Consider the following 17,233-nt stretch of genomic DNA (forward strand, 5'->3'; position numbering starts at 1 on the left):
AGAAGTGAAACGAAACAGCGTCGATGATAGTGTGGCAGCTGCCATGTGAAAGTAGAACATCGCCAGGCTCCTAATAAGAGAAACCCCGATTCGAAAGAGTCGGGGTTTTTTTTCGTGCAGAATCTTTGTGACCACGAAGTGGCGACACAGAGAGTTCTACGCAAGGTGAAGTAAGCAACCTTCACAGGTGCTTCCCTCAACATTCTTAAGAATCTCTCAGCGTTCTATAAAAACGCACTCACTGCGTTCGCTGTCGTTAACCCTTTACCCTAGCGTATTGTTGTTAACCTTTAGCGCACAAAACTCCAAGGAATTCAGAATTCGCCTCATGAGGTTTTTAATTATTCGAATATGCAAAATAGAGCTCAGGTATTAGTCAGATGTAAAGTACATTTGAATTGAACATTATGGATGTAGAGTGTTTCAATAGTTGCAATTGGTATACGATTTAAATTAAGCTAAATATGAATATATTCATATGTCGGTAAGGAAATTGTATCAGTGGTCAATCACGCAGTAGACACAGATGTGGCCCGTTGCGTTTCTGAAATCAGTAGCTAGATTTATAGATGTACTTAAAAACTGTTCGAAGGTTGTTGGTATGTGTTAGTCATCGAGCATGTTTATTCGTTCGGCCTATATTGTGCTATGTAAATAAAAGGTGTAGATTGCATGAATACTAATAAAAAAAGTTTTAAAATATTATCGAAAAACTTGTTAAAACAAGTCTTTGGAGGTAACGGCGGAGCAAGTGGTGGTTATGAACCACCAATTAAAGCTACCAACGTTGTCGAATAGAGGAACAGAGGTTAAAAAAGGAGCTTTGTTGCTATGAATGGCATTTTGGTGCATATAGAATTGACGTTGACGGTCATTAAGATCCTCACGCTTGTAATTCTTGGTGCATTTGGCAAGGATTCTATAAGAGCAATGATATTCAACCGCCCAGAATCCGGTAGTGTAGAGCAGTTTGAACATTCGCTATTTGTTTTTGTGTGTACTTCAATGGTATTCCAACTGATAGGCATTGCCATAAGAGACGTGATAACCACGCTTGATGTGGGTGTGCAGGCAGTTCGGCAAATATTTTACATCAGCTATAGTATTCACGAAGGTTTGTTCATGGTCGCAGTAATCCAATGGCATAACTTTAAGAAGTGTAATTTTGCTAAAATTACCACCTACGGGTTTTACGTATCAGGCATGTTAGTTATTTTAATGATGTCACGATATGTTGATAGAGTGGTATTTGGCACTGATGTTCTAAAAGTTATTTATACCCAAATAGTGGTATTAACTAACGTGTTCATGTGCTTACTAATGGCCGCCTATCCTTTGCAAAAATTGCTTCAGTTTATAACCTTTAAGTTTAAACCATCCAATCGCCAGCAGGGCGATGAGAATCCATAAGATTTGAGTAAAAAAAATGAGCGAGGTTCACATGAGTGAACCCGCTCATTGGGCTAGTAACTGTTTGTACCGTTATGACGCGTTTGACGATAGATGTACTTCAACCTCTTGACCCGTTGATAGACGTTCTGCACCTCGTACGGCTACAGAATCTCCCACCTCTAGTCTGTTTTCTCCCAACGCTTTAATTGCAACATATTTACCTTGTCCTTTTCCAACTTCGACTGGGATCTGCTCAGCCTTATTGTCCTTATTTATGCGTACTACGTGGACTCCCTGTTTTCTTAAGATCAGTGCATCGCGATTGACTAGTAATTCAGGTTTTCCAGAGCTTAGCGGCAAGGATACATCGACTAATTGACCAGCAGCCCAATGTTGCTCATTTTGTTTAGGTAGCGTTGCTCGGACTTCAAAAGACTGTGAGCGAGGATCTGTCGCTGGAATAATTGCTGTGATGGTTGCATCTACACGATTTGAAATATCAGAGTTACTTGGGGCTATTGGTAATGTTAAGCCTTTAGCTAAACTACTGAGATATTTGACTGGGACATAAAGCCTAGCTTCTAAATTGTGAATATCAATTAAGCGTACTAGCTTGTCAGCACGGTTAACATCTTGTCCAGAGTGGCTAAAACGTTCACTAATAGCACCTGAGAAGGGGGCCTTAAGGGTCGAGCGCTCGATTTTATCGGCGATTAGGCGTAGTTCTATCTTTGCTAGCTGAATATCAGATTGCGCAAGATCGTGTTGTTGTTTAACTCTATCGACTTGACTCGCAGCAGCACTACTTGTTTTGGCCAGTTGTGTTAAACGCATTAGTTCTTGTTTGTGGAACTGCAAATTGATCTGAGCGCGATTAAGCATTTCCTGCTGACGGGCTTGTTCTAGCTCTAATGGTAGTGTATCGATACGCGCTAATATGTCACCTTTGCTGACCGAGCTCCCTGGCTCAGCTACAAATGTAAGTAGGCCACCAACGCCTGACGTTAGAGTCACATCTTGTTTACCGTATAATGTACCGTGTATGAGGAGTGAACTTTTCAAAGGCGCCAAAGACACCGTCTCAACAGAAACTGGTGATTTTGCAATTGTAGGTGTTGCAAAAACAAGCGCCAATGCTAGCATCAGTGCGCTGGCAGCTGATTTACGTGAATGTAGATGTTTGATAGGTAACAACATAGTAACTCTCTATTGGTTGGCGACTAAATTAAATTTAGGTTGATCGGTTTTAAGACCGCTATTTTCAATGGGTGCTCTGTTTTTCCCCAGCTTTAGCAAACTGGGCATAAGCAGCAGTGTAAATAATGCACAGATGGCCATGCCGCCTACGATCACAGTTGCCAATCCGCGGTATATTTCAGAACCCACTCCAGGCATTAGCATCAATGGCAGCATGCCAAATAAACTCGTTAGTGTGCTTAAGTAAACAGGCCGTGCTCTAAGTAATACAGCCTGGTGTACTGCTCTTTCTCTAGAGAGACCTGAGCGCTCTGACGTCCTAGTCTGGTCGACTAATAAGATGGCATTGTTGACGACTAGCCCCAACAGAATAATGAATCCTATCATGGTGAGCAGATCCAAAGATTGAAAGGTGAATAGGTTCAATATATACAGCGCGAGTACCCCACCGGCAATTGCTAACGGCATCACTAGCAGTACCAATAGACTATCTTTTGCAGATTTGAATAGCGCGGTCATGAGTAGGAATAGGATGAATAGCGCCAGTATGAAATTGATGGTCATTTCTTCAATAGCTGAGTTCATCTTTTGTGCGTTTCCTGCGAGTATTGCGCTTGCGTTTGTCGGTAAAGCATCTCTGAGTTTTGGCATGACTTGCTCAGAAAGAAGCGCTTGAGCTTGTTGCAAACTCATATCAGCTGGCGGAGTCACAACAATGGATACTGTGCGCTTTCCATTGACTCTACGCAATTGCGTGGGGCCTACTGTACGCTCTACTAAGGCGAGTTCTCCAAGAGTTTGAATACCAGAGTTGGGTGTGACAATTGGAAGTGCCTGTAGTTGCTCAGGAGTATCCCATGTATTGGCTCTGAGGATCACATTCATTCTTTCGTTACCGTTAAAATACTCGTTTACGAATAAGCCTCCAGTAAAAGCTTGAACTGCTTGTGCAACATCATTTCTGGTTAAACCTGCCTGAGTGATGCGTCTGTCGTCAGGGTGTAAGCGAAGCTCAGGTTCTGCCATATCTAGTCTTGGCTGTGGTTGAGCTGTTGCTTGTGGAATAGCGTCTTTAACGGCGGCTAAGGCTACTTGTGCAGCGCTGATCAGGTCGTCCATATTTGGGCCAGTCAAATCGATGTTAATAGCACGGCCATCACCACCATTTGATACTTGGATCATGGAGCCTCTAAAAAGGAACACCTGAGTATCGGGTAAGTCATGGAAAATCTCTTTCTTTGCGACATCCATCAATTCTTCTACCCGTTGCGGGTCTTCTGAATAAATAAACCCTCCGGCGTTGGAGCCAAAAACATAAAAGTTAAAGTCTTTAATTTTTGGCATTTTTTCGCCTGTATAGTAGGGCATAACGCGCTCTTTCACGCGCCGAGCTATTTCTTCTTCCATGAAACCAATATTTCCACCAGGTGGAGTATTTAAACTATAAAAGAAGCCATCAGTAGGCGCTCTTGGCATAAAGTCAGTCTGTGGTAGCAAAGTTAACGTAACGATCACAGAACCCCCAAGCAGCGTTGCTATCCAAGCTAGCTGTTTTTTTCGGCTATTGGTTAGAGCCATTATCCATTTTGTGAGTTTTTTCCAGTAATTTAGATAAGGGTCTACGGTTTGCTCCTTCTCAGGTAAATATTTGTTGGCAATCGGTATTATGGTTAATGCACAGACGAGAGAAGCAATTACTGCGATTGAGAGAGTGAGTGCTAAATCAGAGAATAACTGGCCTTCGATACCCGCCATGAACATAATTGGCAGGAATATCGCAACACTGGTTGCTGTTGAAGCAAACAGGGCACCACTAACTTGGGTTGCTCCTTTCAGTGCGGCCTTAACGTTATCCATGCCTTCACTTTTCAGTCTTGCTATATTTTCCTGCACGATTATTGCTGCATCTAAGACTAGGCCTACAGCGAATGCTAGACCCGCAAGTGATACCACATTTAGGCTGCGCTCAAACAAGTTCAGTGCCAGAAATGCGACCATTAAAGATACAGGAATGGTTGCCGCGATGACTAATGTTGCTCTGATCCCTCTAAAAAATAACCATAAAATGCCGCATGCCATAAGCACACCTAAGCCAAGATTACTTTTTACTAGTTGTAGTGCATTACGAATATGAACCGATGCATCAAAGCTCAGCTCAATAGACAGTCCGGCTTCTTTGAGTACGCCTGAGTTGAGCTCGTCGATGGCCTGATTAATACCGTCAAGTACGGCAACGGTATTTGATTCATTACTTCGAGATATAGTGATGTAATAAGCAGGTTTACCATTTCTTAGTGTCATTGAACGTCTGTCAGTAACGGTATCTGCTACAACTGCAATGTCGCCGAGGTAGATAGGTCTGTCGCCAGAATAACCGACTCTCATGCTCGTTAAGCTATCAACGTCATACTTACCAGTGAACCTAACAGTGTATTGGCGTCTTCCTACATCCGCGATACCCCCTGAAACGTCAGTGGAAGATGAGATTGTTTGGCGAATTTGGTTCAGACTGATACCAAATGAAGCCGCTTTGTATGGGTCAAACGTTACTCTTAACTCTCGCGGCCTTTGACTATTGAGGTTAACATGAGATACGCCTGGTATGCGTGCTAGCCTAGGTTCTATAAAGTCCTCAATTTGCTTTTGATAGACCGCCATATCAAAGTTATCGCTTTCATAATTGAGTGGCAAAACGAGTAAGCTAGCAGCGGTAGGGCCACCTGAGCCTGGGCCACCACCGCCACCTGAAGTGACGATTGGATCAGTGGCATCAAGTGGTAACGGTGGAGCTTGATTGAGGCTTGTCAGTACATCGAGCATGGCTTGCTGCATATCAGCATCTACCGCAAAAGTGAGCGTAATAGTGCCATTTCCCTGATTAATTTGAGTATTGACTTCGAGTGCGCCAGGTGTGTTCTTTACAGCATTTTCAAGAGGTTCGATGATCATAGACTCGATTTCCTCTGGCGCAGCTTGTCGCCACCCAGAATAAATAGTGATCTGAGGCTCTTCAATATCCGGTGTTAATTGAATCGGTAACTTAAAAATACTGATTAAGCCAAATAACATGATCAGTACCAATATTACCAATACACTTGCTGGGTTTTTAAGCGAACTACGTGTTAAATTCATAACAACATCCAATCTTTTTCTTTGCTCGGTTAAGTATCTAGCAAAAGAATATGATGTGCTAGCGGCTATTTTCCGCTCGCTACAGGGTATAGCGACCAATAGCCAATATTCTAAGATAAATAACTAGGCCGCAATAATTTGTAACGAAATTAGATAATTTGAAATACTTTTAGACACTGAATTTACATATACAAGTGACCGTTATTCAGTATAGATACTAAAAGTGAATATGCTGCAAATGGCAATAAAAATAAAGGTGGGCGCTGTGTAACTGACGCTCACCTTAGAAGATTTTTATAACTGGGTATCGGCTGCCTCAAATGTGGGATAGTAAGCGGGCTTGAAACGGTTGATGTTGTATAAAAACCGACTGTCTTTCACGGGGAGGGTGGCTGAACCATAATCATACTCGTTGAGTTTGGCTCTTAACGCTTGATTGCTTATACCATCACCATACATTTCATACCAACTGATAATATTCGGTGTTACAAAGCGGTTATAGCCGTTTTCTGCGATTTCTTGGGATTTTGCAAATCGCAATGCATGGGTTAACAAGCCGTCTTTATGATAGACAACTTTTAAATGGCCATTTTCAAAAGGGAGTTCACTAGCAGGCTTGGTATATAGATCTCCATGTGCACTGTAACTGCCATGAGTGACAATTCCATCGTGAGTCCATATAGCTGCATATTCCCAGTCATGGCGGTGTCCGCCTCCAAAGTAATTAAACACTTGGTCTTTTTTGAAGTACAGAGCGTAGAAGTGGGCACAATACTGGCCTTGAGCGTTATTGTGACAGGCATATCTGTGTACGGTGTTGGAAGTTCTTAGAAATTGGCTGTCACGGCAATCACCACCTAAAGTTCCCGATGTCTTTAGTCCCGCATTTTGTTGCCCTGTGCGACTGATACCCGCACTTGGTAAGCAACCGTCGCCGTCAAAGTCAAATACGGGCTCAGTACCGTTAATAATATAACTTGGTGGCAGTGCTTTATCTAACGCTGTAAAGTCATTAGCGAGGGCGCTATTGCCAAAAAAGGGTATGGAGAATAGCGTACATGTGACGTATTTAATTGTGTTTGTCATAATGGTAACTCGTCGTAAAAGTGTAAACTTAAGATAAGTTGCAAATATGACATATTTGTATGTATTTTGTTAAGTGTTGAGTTTTTATTCTTTTTTATGAGACTCAAGTTTATTTACGAAATCACTCTCTACTATCTTAAGGGCTGCCAAAACTTCTTGCGGCTCAAGCTCGTTTCGCTCAAGCAACATGATAAGGTCAACAGCCAGTTTTACGTGGTTTGGAGCGGTATCTAGGGAATTATTCATTGTGGCGTATTTCTCTTTTTTGCAACTTGCTCGCTCGCGAATTTGATTGCTTTTTCTACTTGTTCTTCCATTATTATGCGTTCACTCTGTGGTAAATAAAATGCCATATCCACGTCATTTCGGATATAACGCGCAGGTAATTGATTGAGCACAGTACAGCAAAAATCAGCCATGACATCTTCGTTGTACTTGTCATGTAAGTTATGTTCAACAATTTTGTCCAATACGATTTTCTCGTAATAGTTATGTACATCATCATGTAGCTTCATTGTGCTTACCTGCCGTTTTTATAACGAATAATATCTATATCATAATAGCTGGGTTGGCGAGTAGGGCAATAAAAAACTGCTTATGTACATCAACGAGTTGGGTTATATTTTTTTGGTAGCCTCCGCCCATTGCTGCTGCGATTGGAATACCTTGTTGATGGCAGTAGTCCAGCACAAGTCTATCACGTTCGTATACACCATTGAGGCTAATGTCCAACAGCCCGAGTTCATCTTGTTTGTATATATCGGCTCCTGCGTTATACAAGATCAGATCAGGCTTGTGCAGACGACATACTAAAGATAATGCTTGGGAAACCGTATTTAAATATGCGTCATCGTCAGTATTAGCCGAAAGTGGAAAATCGTAATCAGACTCAGCTTTTATACGCGGAAAGTTGTTCTCACAGTGTATAGAGCACGTAATGACGTCGGAGTGTTTAGAGAGTATGCTTGCTGTGCCATCACCTTGATGGACATCACAATCAAAAATCACGACGGTTTCAGCTAGGCCTTGCTCAATTACATCACAAGCTGCGACTGCAAAGTCATTAATGATACAAAATCCAGCAGCGAAATCTTTGTGAGCATGGTGGTAACCCCCGCTTAGGTTAGCAGCAGTACCGTTTTCTAACGCGTATTTAGCTGCAGCAATACTGCCTCCAACAGAAAATAAAGTACGTTCAACCAGATCGTTGGACCAAGGAAATCCCATCTTTCGGATTGCGTTTTGAGACAACGTGCCATTCATAAAGCTCTGTATGTAGTCCTTGTCATGACATAGCAGTAAGGACTCAAATGGCGCTTTGTCTGGGGAAATGAACTTATTATCTAATTGCAAAGTAGATAGCTGGCTTTTCAATAGCGCATATTTGTTTATCGGGAAACGATGTCTAGGAGGAAGTGGCAAGGCAGAATAAGAAGGATGATAAAATAACATCAGCGATTTTGTTGTTTTTCAACTTGTTGTATTTTGGCTTCTGTTTGTGAAATGGCCTTTCTACAGCGACCGAGCCTTGCATGCAGTGCTAGGATCTCTTGATTTATCTTCTTTGTTTGGTCACTGTCAGCCTTATCTAACTGCTCGCGACGGATCTCTATCATCTCTTGCAATCGGCGCTCAAATTCATGATTTTGAGATAACTCTTGGTAGAGCTCATGTGAACTTTGCATGATTTTTTGCACTGCTTTACGATATACTTTGTTTTTTTTGCTGAAGTTAGCTTTATTCTCTTTGGCCCAAACAGGGGTCGATTTGAGCACCTTTATCACCGCTTCGATTTGTGTTGCGATGCGCTGTACTGCAAAGCTGTATGCGTGGCGATTTTCCATGGGCGGCAAATGCTTTACATGTGCTTTAATTTCATCAACATAATCACATAGCAGCAGGCTTTTAGTCGCAAACACGGTACGGTCAAATAGGCTGGGTTGTGCTTGAATATAGCGATTTTTATCAAACCACTTTGCATTGTCAAATTGCTGAGCTTGCTCACTTAATCTTGCTACTTGCTGGTGTAATTTTTCAAGTGCATTACTCACGATAAATATGCCTCTACGACTAACTTTCCAGCGAGTATTATAACAACGGTATTAAACAGAGGCTTAATTAGCTTATTGCCAAATTTAATTGCGGAATGCGCGCCAATCCACGCACCAAGCATCAAAAACACGCCCATTGATAAGCCGAGTAAAAAATTAACATGTCCTAATGCAACAAAAGTAATTAAAGAAATGAAGTTGGAGACAAAGTTCATTGAACGGGCTAAGCCACAGTTTAGCAGTAGGCTTATCTTATAAAGTATGCTGTTGGAAGCTGTCCAAAAAGTGCCTGCACCAGGGCCCGCCATACCATCAAAGAAACCCAAGCATAGTCCCTGTACCCACTGTTTAATTTTAAGGGCCTGCGTAACAGGCGGCAGGGTGTGAGACTCCGTTGGGCTCAATTTACCGAATAGACTATAACAGGCGACTAAAATAATGATTACGGGCAGTAACTTGTTCAAAAATTCAGTGCTGAGAAAATCTACTAATAACGTACCAAGTACGGCACCAATAGCAGTGGCGAAAATGGAGGCAGCCCAAAATTTAGGGTTAAACAATTGCTGGCGGTAGTAGGTTAGGCTAGCGGTAATTGAGCCAAAACTTGAAGCCAGTTTATTGGTGCCCAGTGTAACGTGTGGTGGTAGGCCAGCTGTTAGTAAGGCGGGTACGGTTAGCATCCCCCCACCACCGGCAATGGCATCAATGAAGCCAGCAGCTAAAGCAACTACACAAAGTAGTCCCCAGGTCATTGGATCGAGCGCAAGTTCAAACATTTAGTAATCTATTTGTCTTTTAAATGGAGGCAGCGTATCTAACATGGCTTTGCCGTAACGTTTAGTTACCAAACGCCTGTCTAATATGGTTATGCGGCCTTGATCAGATTCTTTACGCAGCAGTCTACCACAGCTTTGTACTAATTTCTTCGCAGCATCGGGAACGGTTATCGATAAAAATGGATTTCCCCCTTTGCTTTGTACGAATTCTGCTTGAGCTTCCTCAATTGGAGAAGTGGGTACTGCAAATGGAATTTTGGTGATGATAAGATTTTCTAAATAGGCACCAGGCAAATCGAGGCCTTCAGAAAGGCTCTGGGTACCAAATAGTATACTGCCTTTACCCTTATCAATATTATCTCTGTGAGTTTGTAATAAACTTTCTCTTGATTGTTCACCTTGCACCAAAATTTGCCAGTTATCCTTACGTAGTAATCTAACCACATGGTCCATTTGCCAATACGATGCAAATAGCACCAGATTAGCTTTATCACGCTGCAAATAATGAGGAAGTGCACGTGCAAGATAATCACTGAAGGCTTTGTCTGTTGGTTCGGTATCTGCTTTAGGTAGGTGCAGTGTTGCCTGAGCAGGATAATCAAACGGAGAGTTAGCTTTGATAAACTTGACGCCCGGTTCATTACTAAGACCGCTTTCTTTTGCAAAATGGTCAAAAGTACCAAGCGCGCTCAAAGTCGCTGAACATAACACCGCACCAGCGCACTCTCTCCATAATTTATCTTTGAGATAGTAACCCACTTCGATAGGACAATCGCATAATAGGTGATCATGGTGATGTTTATACTCTAAACGTTTTATCCAGCGCGCGTGTGGCGTATTTTCTCCTTTACAAGCATAGCTGTACCATAGTTTATAAAGTTGTTCGAGACGATTGATATATTGTCCGCTTTCAGCAAGTAACGGGTCGGCCAGATAGGGTTTAACATCACCATCGCTGACATCTACAGTGAGCGCATCGTGCATTTTATTTAGGGCGCGAAGCACGTCTAGTGTAGCATCGCTAATGTCTTTAGCTTTCGAAATAAGGGAATCGGGCACTAAGCCATGTTCAAAACGGTAGGTATCATCTTGATTGTAATTAAAGTCTGCAGAATCAAGGATATCCCTAACTGCCTTGAGATCTTTGCTTGCGTCATTGGCTGCATCGTTTAGTTTAAAGTTTTGGCCTATGGCTTTTTGCGAGACAATTGTTGCAGCCATTTTCCCGCTAAATTTTAGTAACTTTTCGAGCCAATCAATGGTTCCTTTGATGGTTGCTGCGGCTGACGAAAAATCTCTGGTGATATGAGGTAAATGATGGGCTTCGTCGATGACATAAAACGTGTCATCTGGTTCGGGTAAAATTTTCCCACCACCAAGTTCAAGATCAGCAAGCAAGAGTGCATGGTTAATCACTAATACGTCCATTTGTGACATTTTTTGGCGTGCCATATGAAACGGACATAAATGATGTGACTTCATTTGTCGCTGACAGGCATGCTTATCGCAAGCGATGAGATTCCAGACCCTATCAGGTATAGTATCGGCCCAACTATCTCTGTCTCCCTGCCAACGCTTGTTTTGATAGGCGCTGTGCAAATCTTTTAGACACTTTTGTTCCATATCCGACAATGGAGAAGTCAAAGTTGGCATTATTGATAGTTGCATACTGTCTTCATTCAGGGCAGCGTTGAGTTTTTGTACACAAATATAGCGCTGACGTCCTTTGACTAAATCAAACTTAAAGTCAAACCCACAATGCTCTTTGAAAAAAGGCAGTTCTTTATTTATCAATTGTTCTTGCAACGCGACGGTTGCAGTTGAGATGACGAGTTTTTTCTTTTTGGCCAACGCCGTTGGCAGCGCACTTAGGCAATAGGCAAGAGATTTCCCCGTTCCCGTACCTGCTTCTATCACGCAAATACGTTGTGTTTTGTGGTATTCCCCTGCCAGTGTTTTTGCAATTTCTGCGACTAAGTAATTTTGGCTACTACGTTGACGGTATCCATCTAGGCGGTCGGCTATGTTTTGATGAGTATGCCGAATGGTCTTTTTGAGAGCGTCTGAAAGCATGTGAATCGCCTAACTTGGATTTATATGTATATAATTACAGTGTCAAAGGGCTATTTTAGATGGGGAACGGATTTGGCACAAGCAGTCTATGCAGGCTTCATACTATCACGGCAGCAGATCAATCACCATGGGCGGTTGCAGTTGTGTTATTGGCTTAAATCGGATCAAGGCACAATTAAGGCTTATGTAGACAATGAGCAACCTGTTTTCTTCATTCGGTGTAGCGAGCAACAACAAGCGCAACGTTTGCTTAAGCATGAAAATATAGAAGTGCAGTTCAAAAGCGTAGGGCTAAAGCATTTCGATCAGGAAGAGATGATTGCTTGTTACTGTCCAAATACGCGTTCTTATCATCAAGCGAAACAAATTTTAGAACGCGTGGTGAATTTGTACGAGGAAGATATCCGACACTGTGATCGCTTTTTGATGGAGCGTTTTATCCGTGGTGGTGCATGGATACAGGGTAATCCTGTGCAGAAGACAGGCTATGTTGAACTATCAGATGTTAGGCTAAAAGCGCATCGCAGTTATCGCCCCTCCTTCTCGGTGTTGTCATTGGATATTGAATGTAATGGTGAGGGGGTTTTGTTCTCCATTGGGTTGGTGAGTGAGAAAGATCGCTGCGTCATTATGATAGGCGATTCCCCCGCAGACAGTGACGTGCCTACTTACATTCATTGGGTGCCTGATGAATCAGCTTTATTATTTGCATTAATGGACAAAGTGAGGGCCCTAGACCCAGATGTGATTATCGGCTGGAATGTTATCGAATTCGATTTTGTGGTGCTTGCAGAACGTGCACAAATGCTTGGTATTGAGCTTATTCTCGGGAAGGATGCTCAGCCAATCGATGTGTATAAAGGGAATTACGTTAGAGTGATGATCTCAGGTCGTGTGGTCATTGATGGTATCGACACATTAAAAAATGCTACGTATCACTTTGATAGTTTCAGGTTGTCCAATGTGGCAGAAAAAGTGTTGGGCGAGAAAAAGCTCATTGAGCAAGATGACAGATTAGAGGAAATCATCCGCCAGTTTAACGAAGATAAATTGAGCCTTGCAGCATATAACATTAAGGACTGTGAGTTGGTAATGGCGATTTTTACGAAGTTAAAGCTGCTCGACTTTGCCATTGCAAGAAGTCAACTAACCGGACTTGAGCTGGAGCGTATGGGCGGATCCGTTGCTGCATTTACCAATCTTTACTTACCTTTGTTACATCGCAGTGGCTACGTTGCACCCAACTTAGGAGAGCACGGGCTTAATTTTGAAAGTCCCGGCGGGTATGTAATGGACTCAAAACCTGGGTTATATAAAAACGTTGCAGTATTAGATTTTAAAAGTCTTTATCCGTCTATTATCCGAACATTTTGTATCGATCCTATGGGGCTAATTGAAGGTCTACGCGCACCACAAGATGCAGTATGTGGGTTTCACAACGGGTCTTTTTCTAGAACTCGCCATCATCTACCAAACCTAGTCGCTGAGTTAGCTGAAGCTCGGCAAAGGGCAAAGTACGCTCGTGATGACATGCTCTCTCAAGCAATTAAAATCATTATGAATAGCCTATATGGCGTCTTAGGCTCGAAAGGGTGTCGATTTTATGATCCGCGTTTAGCTAGCTCAATCACCTTGAGAGGCCACGAAATAATGCAGACTACGCGAGCGCTAATTGAGAAGCAAGGATTGGAGGTAATTTATGGAGATACGGACTCTACATTTGTGAAGCTGCCAGATGAGTGGGGGGCTGATAAATGTGAAGCCGAGGCGGCGGCTTTGGTAGAGTCGGTGAATACTTTTTGGCAGCACGAGTGTCGCGCTTCCTTCAATTTACGAAGTTATCTAGAAATTGAGTTTGAGACACTGTACCACACCTTTTTTATGCCTACGATTAGGGGGCAAGCGGTTGGTTCGAAAAAGCGTTATGTTGGTGAAGTGTATGTAAATGGTAAGCCAAAGTTGATTTTCAAAGGAATGGAAAGTGTCCGTAGTGATTGGACCGAGATAGCGAAGAAATATCAACAAGATATTATCAGGGCATTGTTTGATGGGGATTGTGTATTGCGTATAACAAAAAGGTACATTGATGCTATCAAGGCCGGTGAGGTAGATGAGTTGTTGTGTTACTCGAAACGTTTGGGTCGAGCCTTAGAGGAATACACAAAAACAGTGCCTCCACATGTTAAAGCGGCTCGGCTTTCCGTGTTGAACAATCAGAGTCGAAATTTATCAAAAGGCAGTGTTATTAGGTATTACATGACTAAGAAAGGACCCTCCATGCACCTCAATGACAGCACGTTAGACTATGAGCACTACATAGAAAAGCAGATATATCCCATTTTAATGATGATACCTGATTACGAGAATGTTCTTTTTCAGTTAACAGAACAGCGCTTTTTTTCTTTTTGAGATCAAATATATGTTTAGTATTTGTTGTTTAATTGTTGTACCTGATAGTGGTAATTTATAAAATTTAAATAATTTGCGGTTGACGCTAACGTCAATGCTTGTTTAATATTCATGGTGAATGTTGCACGAGTGCAACTTCCCATAAGGGCAAAGCCCATAAAAAATTACAAGCTACTAACAAGTAGTCCAGGGAGATACAAATGTTAAATAGTAAAGTTTCAAAAGCGGTTCGCTTAGCAATCGCGTTTGGCGCTGCTTCTACGGCTGCGTTTTCTGCGAACACGTTCGCGGCCGAAGGTGAAGAGAAAGTAGAACGTATCGAAGTTACCGGTTCTGCAATCAAAAGAACTGACCTAGAAGGTGCATTGCCACTAGACGTTATCGATGCGTCAGCTATCGCTAAATCAGGCGTAACTAGCGTTCCTGACCTAATCGCTAACCTTCCTGCGATGCAGGGTTTCACAGCTGCTGGTGAGTCAGTAGGTGGCGGCGGTGGCGGTGTTCAAACTGCTTCACTAAGAAACTTAGGTTCTGAGTACACACTAGTACTTCTAAACGGTCGTCGTATGGTATCTTCTGATTCAGGCGGTACAATCGACCTTAACTCTATTCCTCTAGCGGCTATCAAGCGCGTTGAAATCCTAAAAGATGGTGCATCTGCACTTTACGGTTCTGATGCTATCGCGGGTGTTGTTAACTTCATCCTAAAAGACGATGTTCAAAGCACGACTATCAGCGCTCGTTATGACAAGCCAAAAGACACTTCAAGCTCTAACTTCTCAATCACAACTGGTTTCGGTGACCTAAGTGTTGATGGTTTCAACATCACAGCTGCATACAGCCGCGATGAGCAAGACAACCTACGTTCAGTTGACCGTGATTTCGCGAAAACTGGTTTCATCTCGTTTGAACATTCAGGCCAAGACCTACTAGCGGTTGCTGGTTCTTCAAGTGCTATTCCTGGTAACGCGTATGTAAGCTATAACACACGTGATGAAGATGGTAACCTGTTGTTTGATGAAGAAGGTAACAACAAAAGAGCTACCTACTCTTTCAACCCATACAAAATGGCAAATGGCTCGTGTCACGCGACTAGCGCACCATCAGGCGCTCGTGCGTGTCAGTTTGACTACACAAGCACACTAGAGATTCAGCCAGAGTCAGAGCGTGACAATATCTTTGTTCAAGGTGTTGCAACAGTAAATGATACGACTGAAGTGTATGCAAATGCTTCATGGTCAAGGTTCGAAATGATCACACGTATTGCACCATACCCAACAGGTATTCCTTTAAGTGCTGACTCAGCGCTTGCTGAAAAGTACGTGATGCCTTTCCTACCAGACAACGTTAAAGAAGACATGGTGAGCATCAGTGCTCGTTGGCGTGTACTTCCAGGCGGTAACCGTACTGACGAGTGGAGCACAACAACTAACCAAATCACAGCGGGTATCCGTGGTGAAATCTCTGAGTGGTCATATGACCTTGCGGTAACTCGTGGTGATTCAGAGCGTGAGCAAAACCGTCTAACTGGTTATCCGAAGCAAGATGAGTTCCTAGCACTACTAAACTCTGGTGCAATCGATATCTTCGCAGCACCTGAAGACCTAACTGACGAAGAAAACGCTGCGGTTGCTGCGTCAATGTTCAACGGTCTATGGGAAAAAACAGAAACTTCAATCACGACTATTGAAGGTAAGCTTTCTGGTGCAATCGCTGACTTAGACGCTGGTAGCGTATACCTAGGTGTTGGTTTCGATTACCGTACTTCTGAGTACGCACGTTCAAACGGTGAAGGTAATAACAACCAAGTAGTATTGTATGAGTCAGTATCTCCTGAATATGATCTTGAGCGTGACAACTACGGTGCATTCGCTGAAGTGATTGTTCCAGTTATGGAAAATCTAGAGCTTACAGGTTCAATCCGTTACGACAACATCGGTGAAATCACTGATTCACTTCGTGAAGGTAACAAAGTAGTTAACGACAGCGAAAACGATACAACTTATAAGTTAAGCCTATCTTACCGTCCTACTGACGAGCTATTACTACGTGCTTCAATGGGTACTGGCTTCAAGATGGCAACTATGCGTCAAATCGCTGAGCCTCGTGTAGAGTTTGGTGTAACATCTTCACCTTACGATTGTCCATTAGCATCAGGTCACCCTCTTAAATCAGCGTGTCACTCAGACAAGCTTCAGTATGATGTATACCGTGAAGGTAACGCTAACTTGAAGCCAGAAACTTCTGAGCAGTACACATTTGGTTTCGTATGGGCTGGTGATACAGGTACGAGCGTGTCTGTAGACTACTGGAACATTGATATGGAGAACGAGGTTCAACGTCTAACTCAGAACCAAATCTTCTTCAACCCAGAGACATACAACCACCTATTCACTACTAAATACGATCCAAGTCTAGAAAAAGACGTATTAGCTATCGTACAGGCAGCGGATAACGTTGGTAAGTCAACAACTACAGGTATCGACTGGAGCATCAACTTAACGAATGAACTATCATTCGGTACGTTGAAGACGGGTATCATGGGTACTTACCTGATTGAGTCTGAAAGCTTACGTGTTGGTGAAGATAATGTTTGGGATTCAAGCCTAGGTAAAGTTGGTACAGATGAAGCGGTTGCATTCCGTAACATCATCAACATCAACAACTCATTCACTCATGGTGATTTCACGCATGACTTGAACATCAAGGCACGTAGTGGTTACACCGATGCAGCGGCAGATGTAAACTTCACAGTTTACAGATCTGACTTGAGCGAGACAGTTGATGGAAGCCTAATCCAGAAACACGTACCGGTATACTTCACTGTTGATTACCGCTTGTCATATGCATACGGCGACAATGCAAACGTAACGTTCGGTATTAAGAACTTACTAGACAGAGAGCCACCGTTTACTCTAAACGCGGCTGCTGGTCACCAGGTAGGTTACGATCCACGTTATGCAGACCCGTACGGTCGTACTTTCTACATCCAAGCTGACTACACTTTCTAAGTTAGTTTGATGTAATAAAATTCGAAACCCCACTTTAAGTGGGGTTTTTTTTGCTTCTAAAAACATTTCATTTGCTACCTTTTGATAAATATTTCAAATAAATTTA

13 protein-coding genes are annotated in these 17,233 nt (G+C 42.7%); 4 read left to right on the plus strand and 9 right to left on the minus strand.

Going from position 1 to position 17,233, the window contains the following annotated elements; genetic code table 11:
* The first annotated feature begins 672 nt into the window (after positions 1-672).
* On the plus strand, positions 673-798 hold the full coding sequence (locus C2M32_RS20990; RefSeq protein WP_267894520.1) for a hypothetical protein: 126 nt from the start codon (positions 673-675) through the stop codon (positions 796-798).
* Between the two features lie 33 nt (positions 799-831).
* Positions 832-1,410 (plus strand): hypothetical protein, encoded by a 579-nt coding sequence (locus C2M32_RS06675; protein WP_105167688.1) that lies wholly within the window; start codon positions 832-834, stop codon positions 1,408-1,410.
* A gap of 72 nt (positions 1,411-1,482) precedes the next feature.
* Here the strand turns inward: C2M32_RS06675 and C2M32_RS06680 are convergent, their stop codons facing one another.
* The 9 genes from C2M32_RS06680 to dinG form a co-directional block, all read right to left on the minus strand.
* Complete coding sequence (locus C2M32_RS06680) at positions 1,483-2,589, minus strand: efflux RND transporter periplasmic adaptor subunit (RefSeq protein ID WP_199886130.1); 1,107 nt, start codon at positions 2,587-2,589, stop codon at positions 1,483-1,485.
* 9 nt (positions 2,590-2,598) lie between these two features.
* Positions 2,599-5,721, minus strand: a complete 3,123-nt coding sequence (locus tag C2M32_RS06685) for an efflux RND transporter permease subunit (RefSeq protein WP_105167689.1) — start codon at positions 5,719-5,721, stop codon at positions 2,599-2,601.
* A 294-nt stretch (positions 5,722-6,015) separates the two neighbouring features.
* Positions 6,016-6,807: an NPP1 family protein gene (locus tag C2M32_RS06690; protein ID WP_105167690.1), complete on the minus strand. Its 792-nt coding sequence runs from the start codon at positions 6,805-6,807 to the stop codon at positions 6,016-6,018.
* 84 nt (positions 6,808-6,891) lie between these two features.
* Entirely contained in the window at positions 6,892-7,053 is a 162-nt protein-coding gene (locus C2M32_RS06695; RefSeq protein WP_105167691.1) for a DUF2496 domain-containing protein, read from the minus strand.
* On the minus strand, positions 7,050-7,322 hold the full coding sequence (locus C2M32_RS06700; RefSeq protein WP_105167692.1) for a late competence development ComFB family protein: 273 nt from the start codon (positions 7,320-7,322) through the stop codon (positions 7,050-7,052). Before C2M32_RS06700 ends, C2M32_RS06695 begins: the two co-directional genes overlap by 4 nt.
* A gap of 34 nt (positions 7,323-7,356) precedes the next feature.
* The gene (locus C2M32_RS06705) at positions 7,357-8,262 is read right to left on the minus strand and encodes a histone deacetylase family protein (protein WP_199886138.1); all 906 of its coding nucleotides are present in this window, start codon (positions 8,260-8,262) and stop codon (positions 7,357-7,359) included.
* The gene (locus C2M32_RS06710; RefSeq protein WP_199886137.1) at positions 8,259-8,861 is read right to left on the minus strand and encodes a primosomal replication protein; all 603 of its coding nucleotides are present in this window, start codon (positions 8,859-8,861) and stop codon (positions 8,259-8,261) included. The genes C2M32_RS06705 and C2M32_RS06710 overlap by 4 nt, the downstream gene beginning before the upstream one ends.
* Positions 8,855-9,634 carry a TSUP family transporter gene (locus C2M32_RS06715; RefSeq protein WP_105167695.1) on the minus strand — a complete coding sequence of 260 codons (780 nt, stop codon included), beginning with the start codon at positions 9,632-9,634 and terminating at the stop codon, positions 8,855-8,857. The genes C2M32_RS06710 and C2M32_RS06715 overlap by 7 nt, the downstream gene beginning before the upstream one ends.
* Entirely contained in the window at positions 9,635-11,707 is a 2,073-nt protein-coding gene (gene dinG, locus C2M32_RS06720; protein ID WP_105167696.1) for an ATP-dependent DNA helicase DinG, read from the minus strand.
* 24 nt (positions 11,708-11,731) lie between these two features.
* On the opposite strand from dinG, the gene C2M32_RS06725 reads away from it, so the two are divergent.
* Together C2M32_RS06725 and C2M32_RS06730 are read left to right on the plus strand one after the other, a co-directional pair.
* A complete protein-coding gene (locus tag C2M32_RS06725; protein WP_234401247.1) occupies positions 11,732-14,116 on the plus strand; it encodes a DNA polymerase II in 2,385 nt (794 codons plus the stop codon).
* Between the two features lie 200 nt (positions 14,117-14,316).
* Positions 14,317-17,127: a TonB-dependent receptor gene (locus C2M32_RS06730; RefSeq protein ID WP_105167697.1), complete on the plus strand. Its 2,811-nt coding sequence runs from the start codon at positions 14,317-14,319 to the stop codon at positions 17,125-17,127.
* Positions 17,128-17,233 lie beyond the last annotated feature (106 nt).

This window comes from Pseudoalteromonas sp. T1lg23B, from assembly GCF_002964665.1.
In the GTDB taxonomy this organism is placed as follows: domain Bacteria; phylum Pseudomonadota; class Gammaproteobacteria; order Enterobacterales; family Alteromonadaceae; genus Pseudoalteromonas.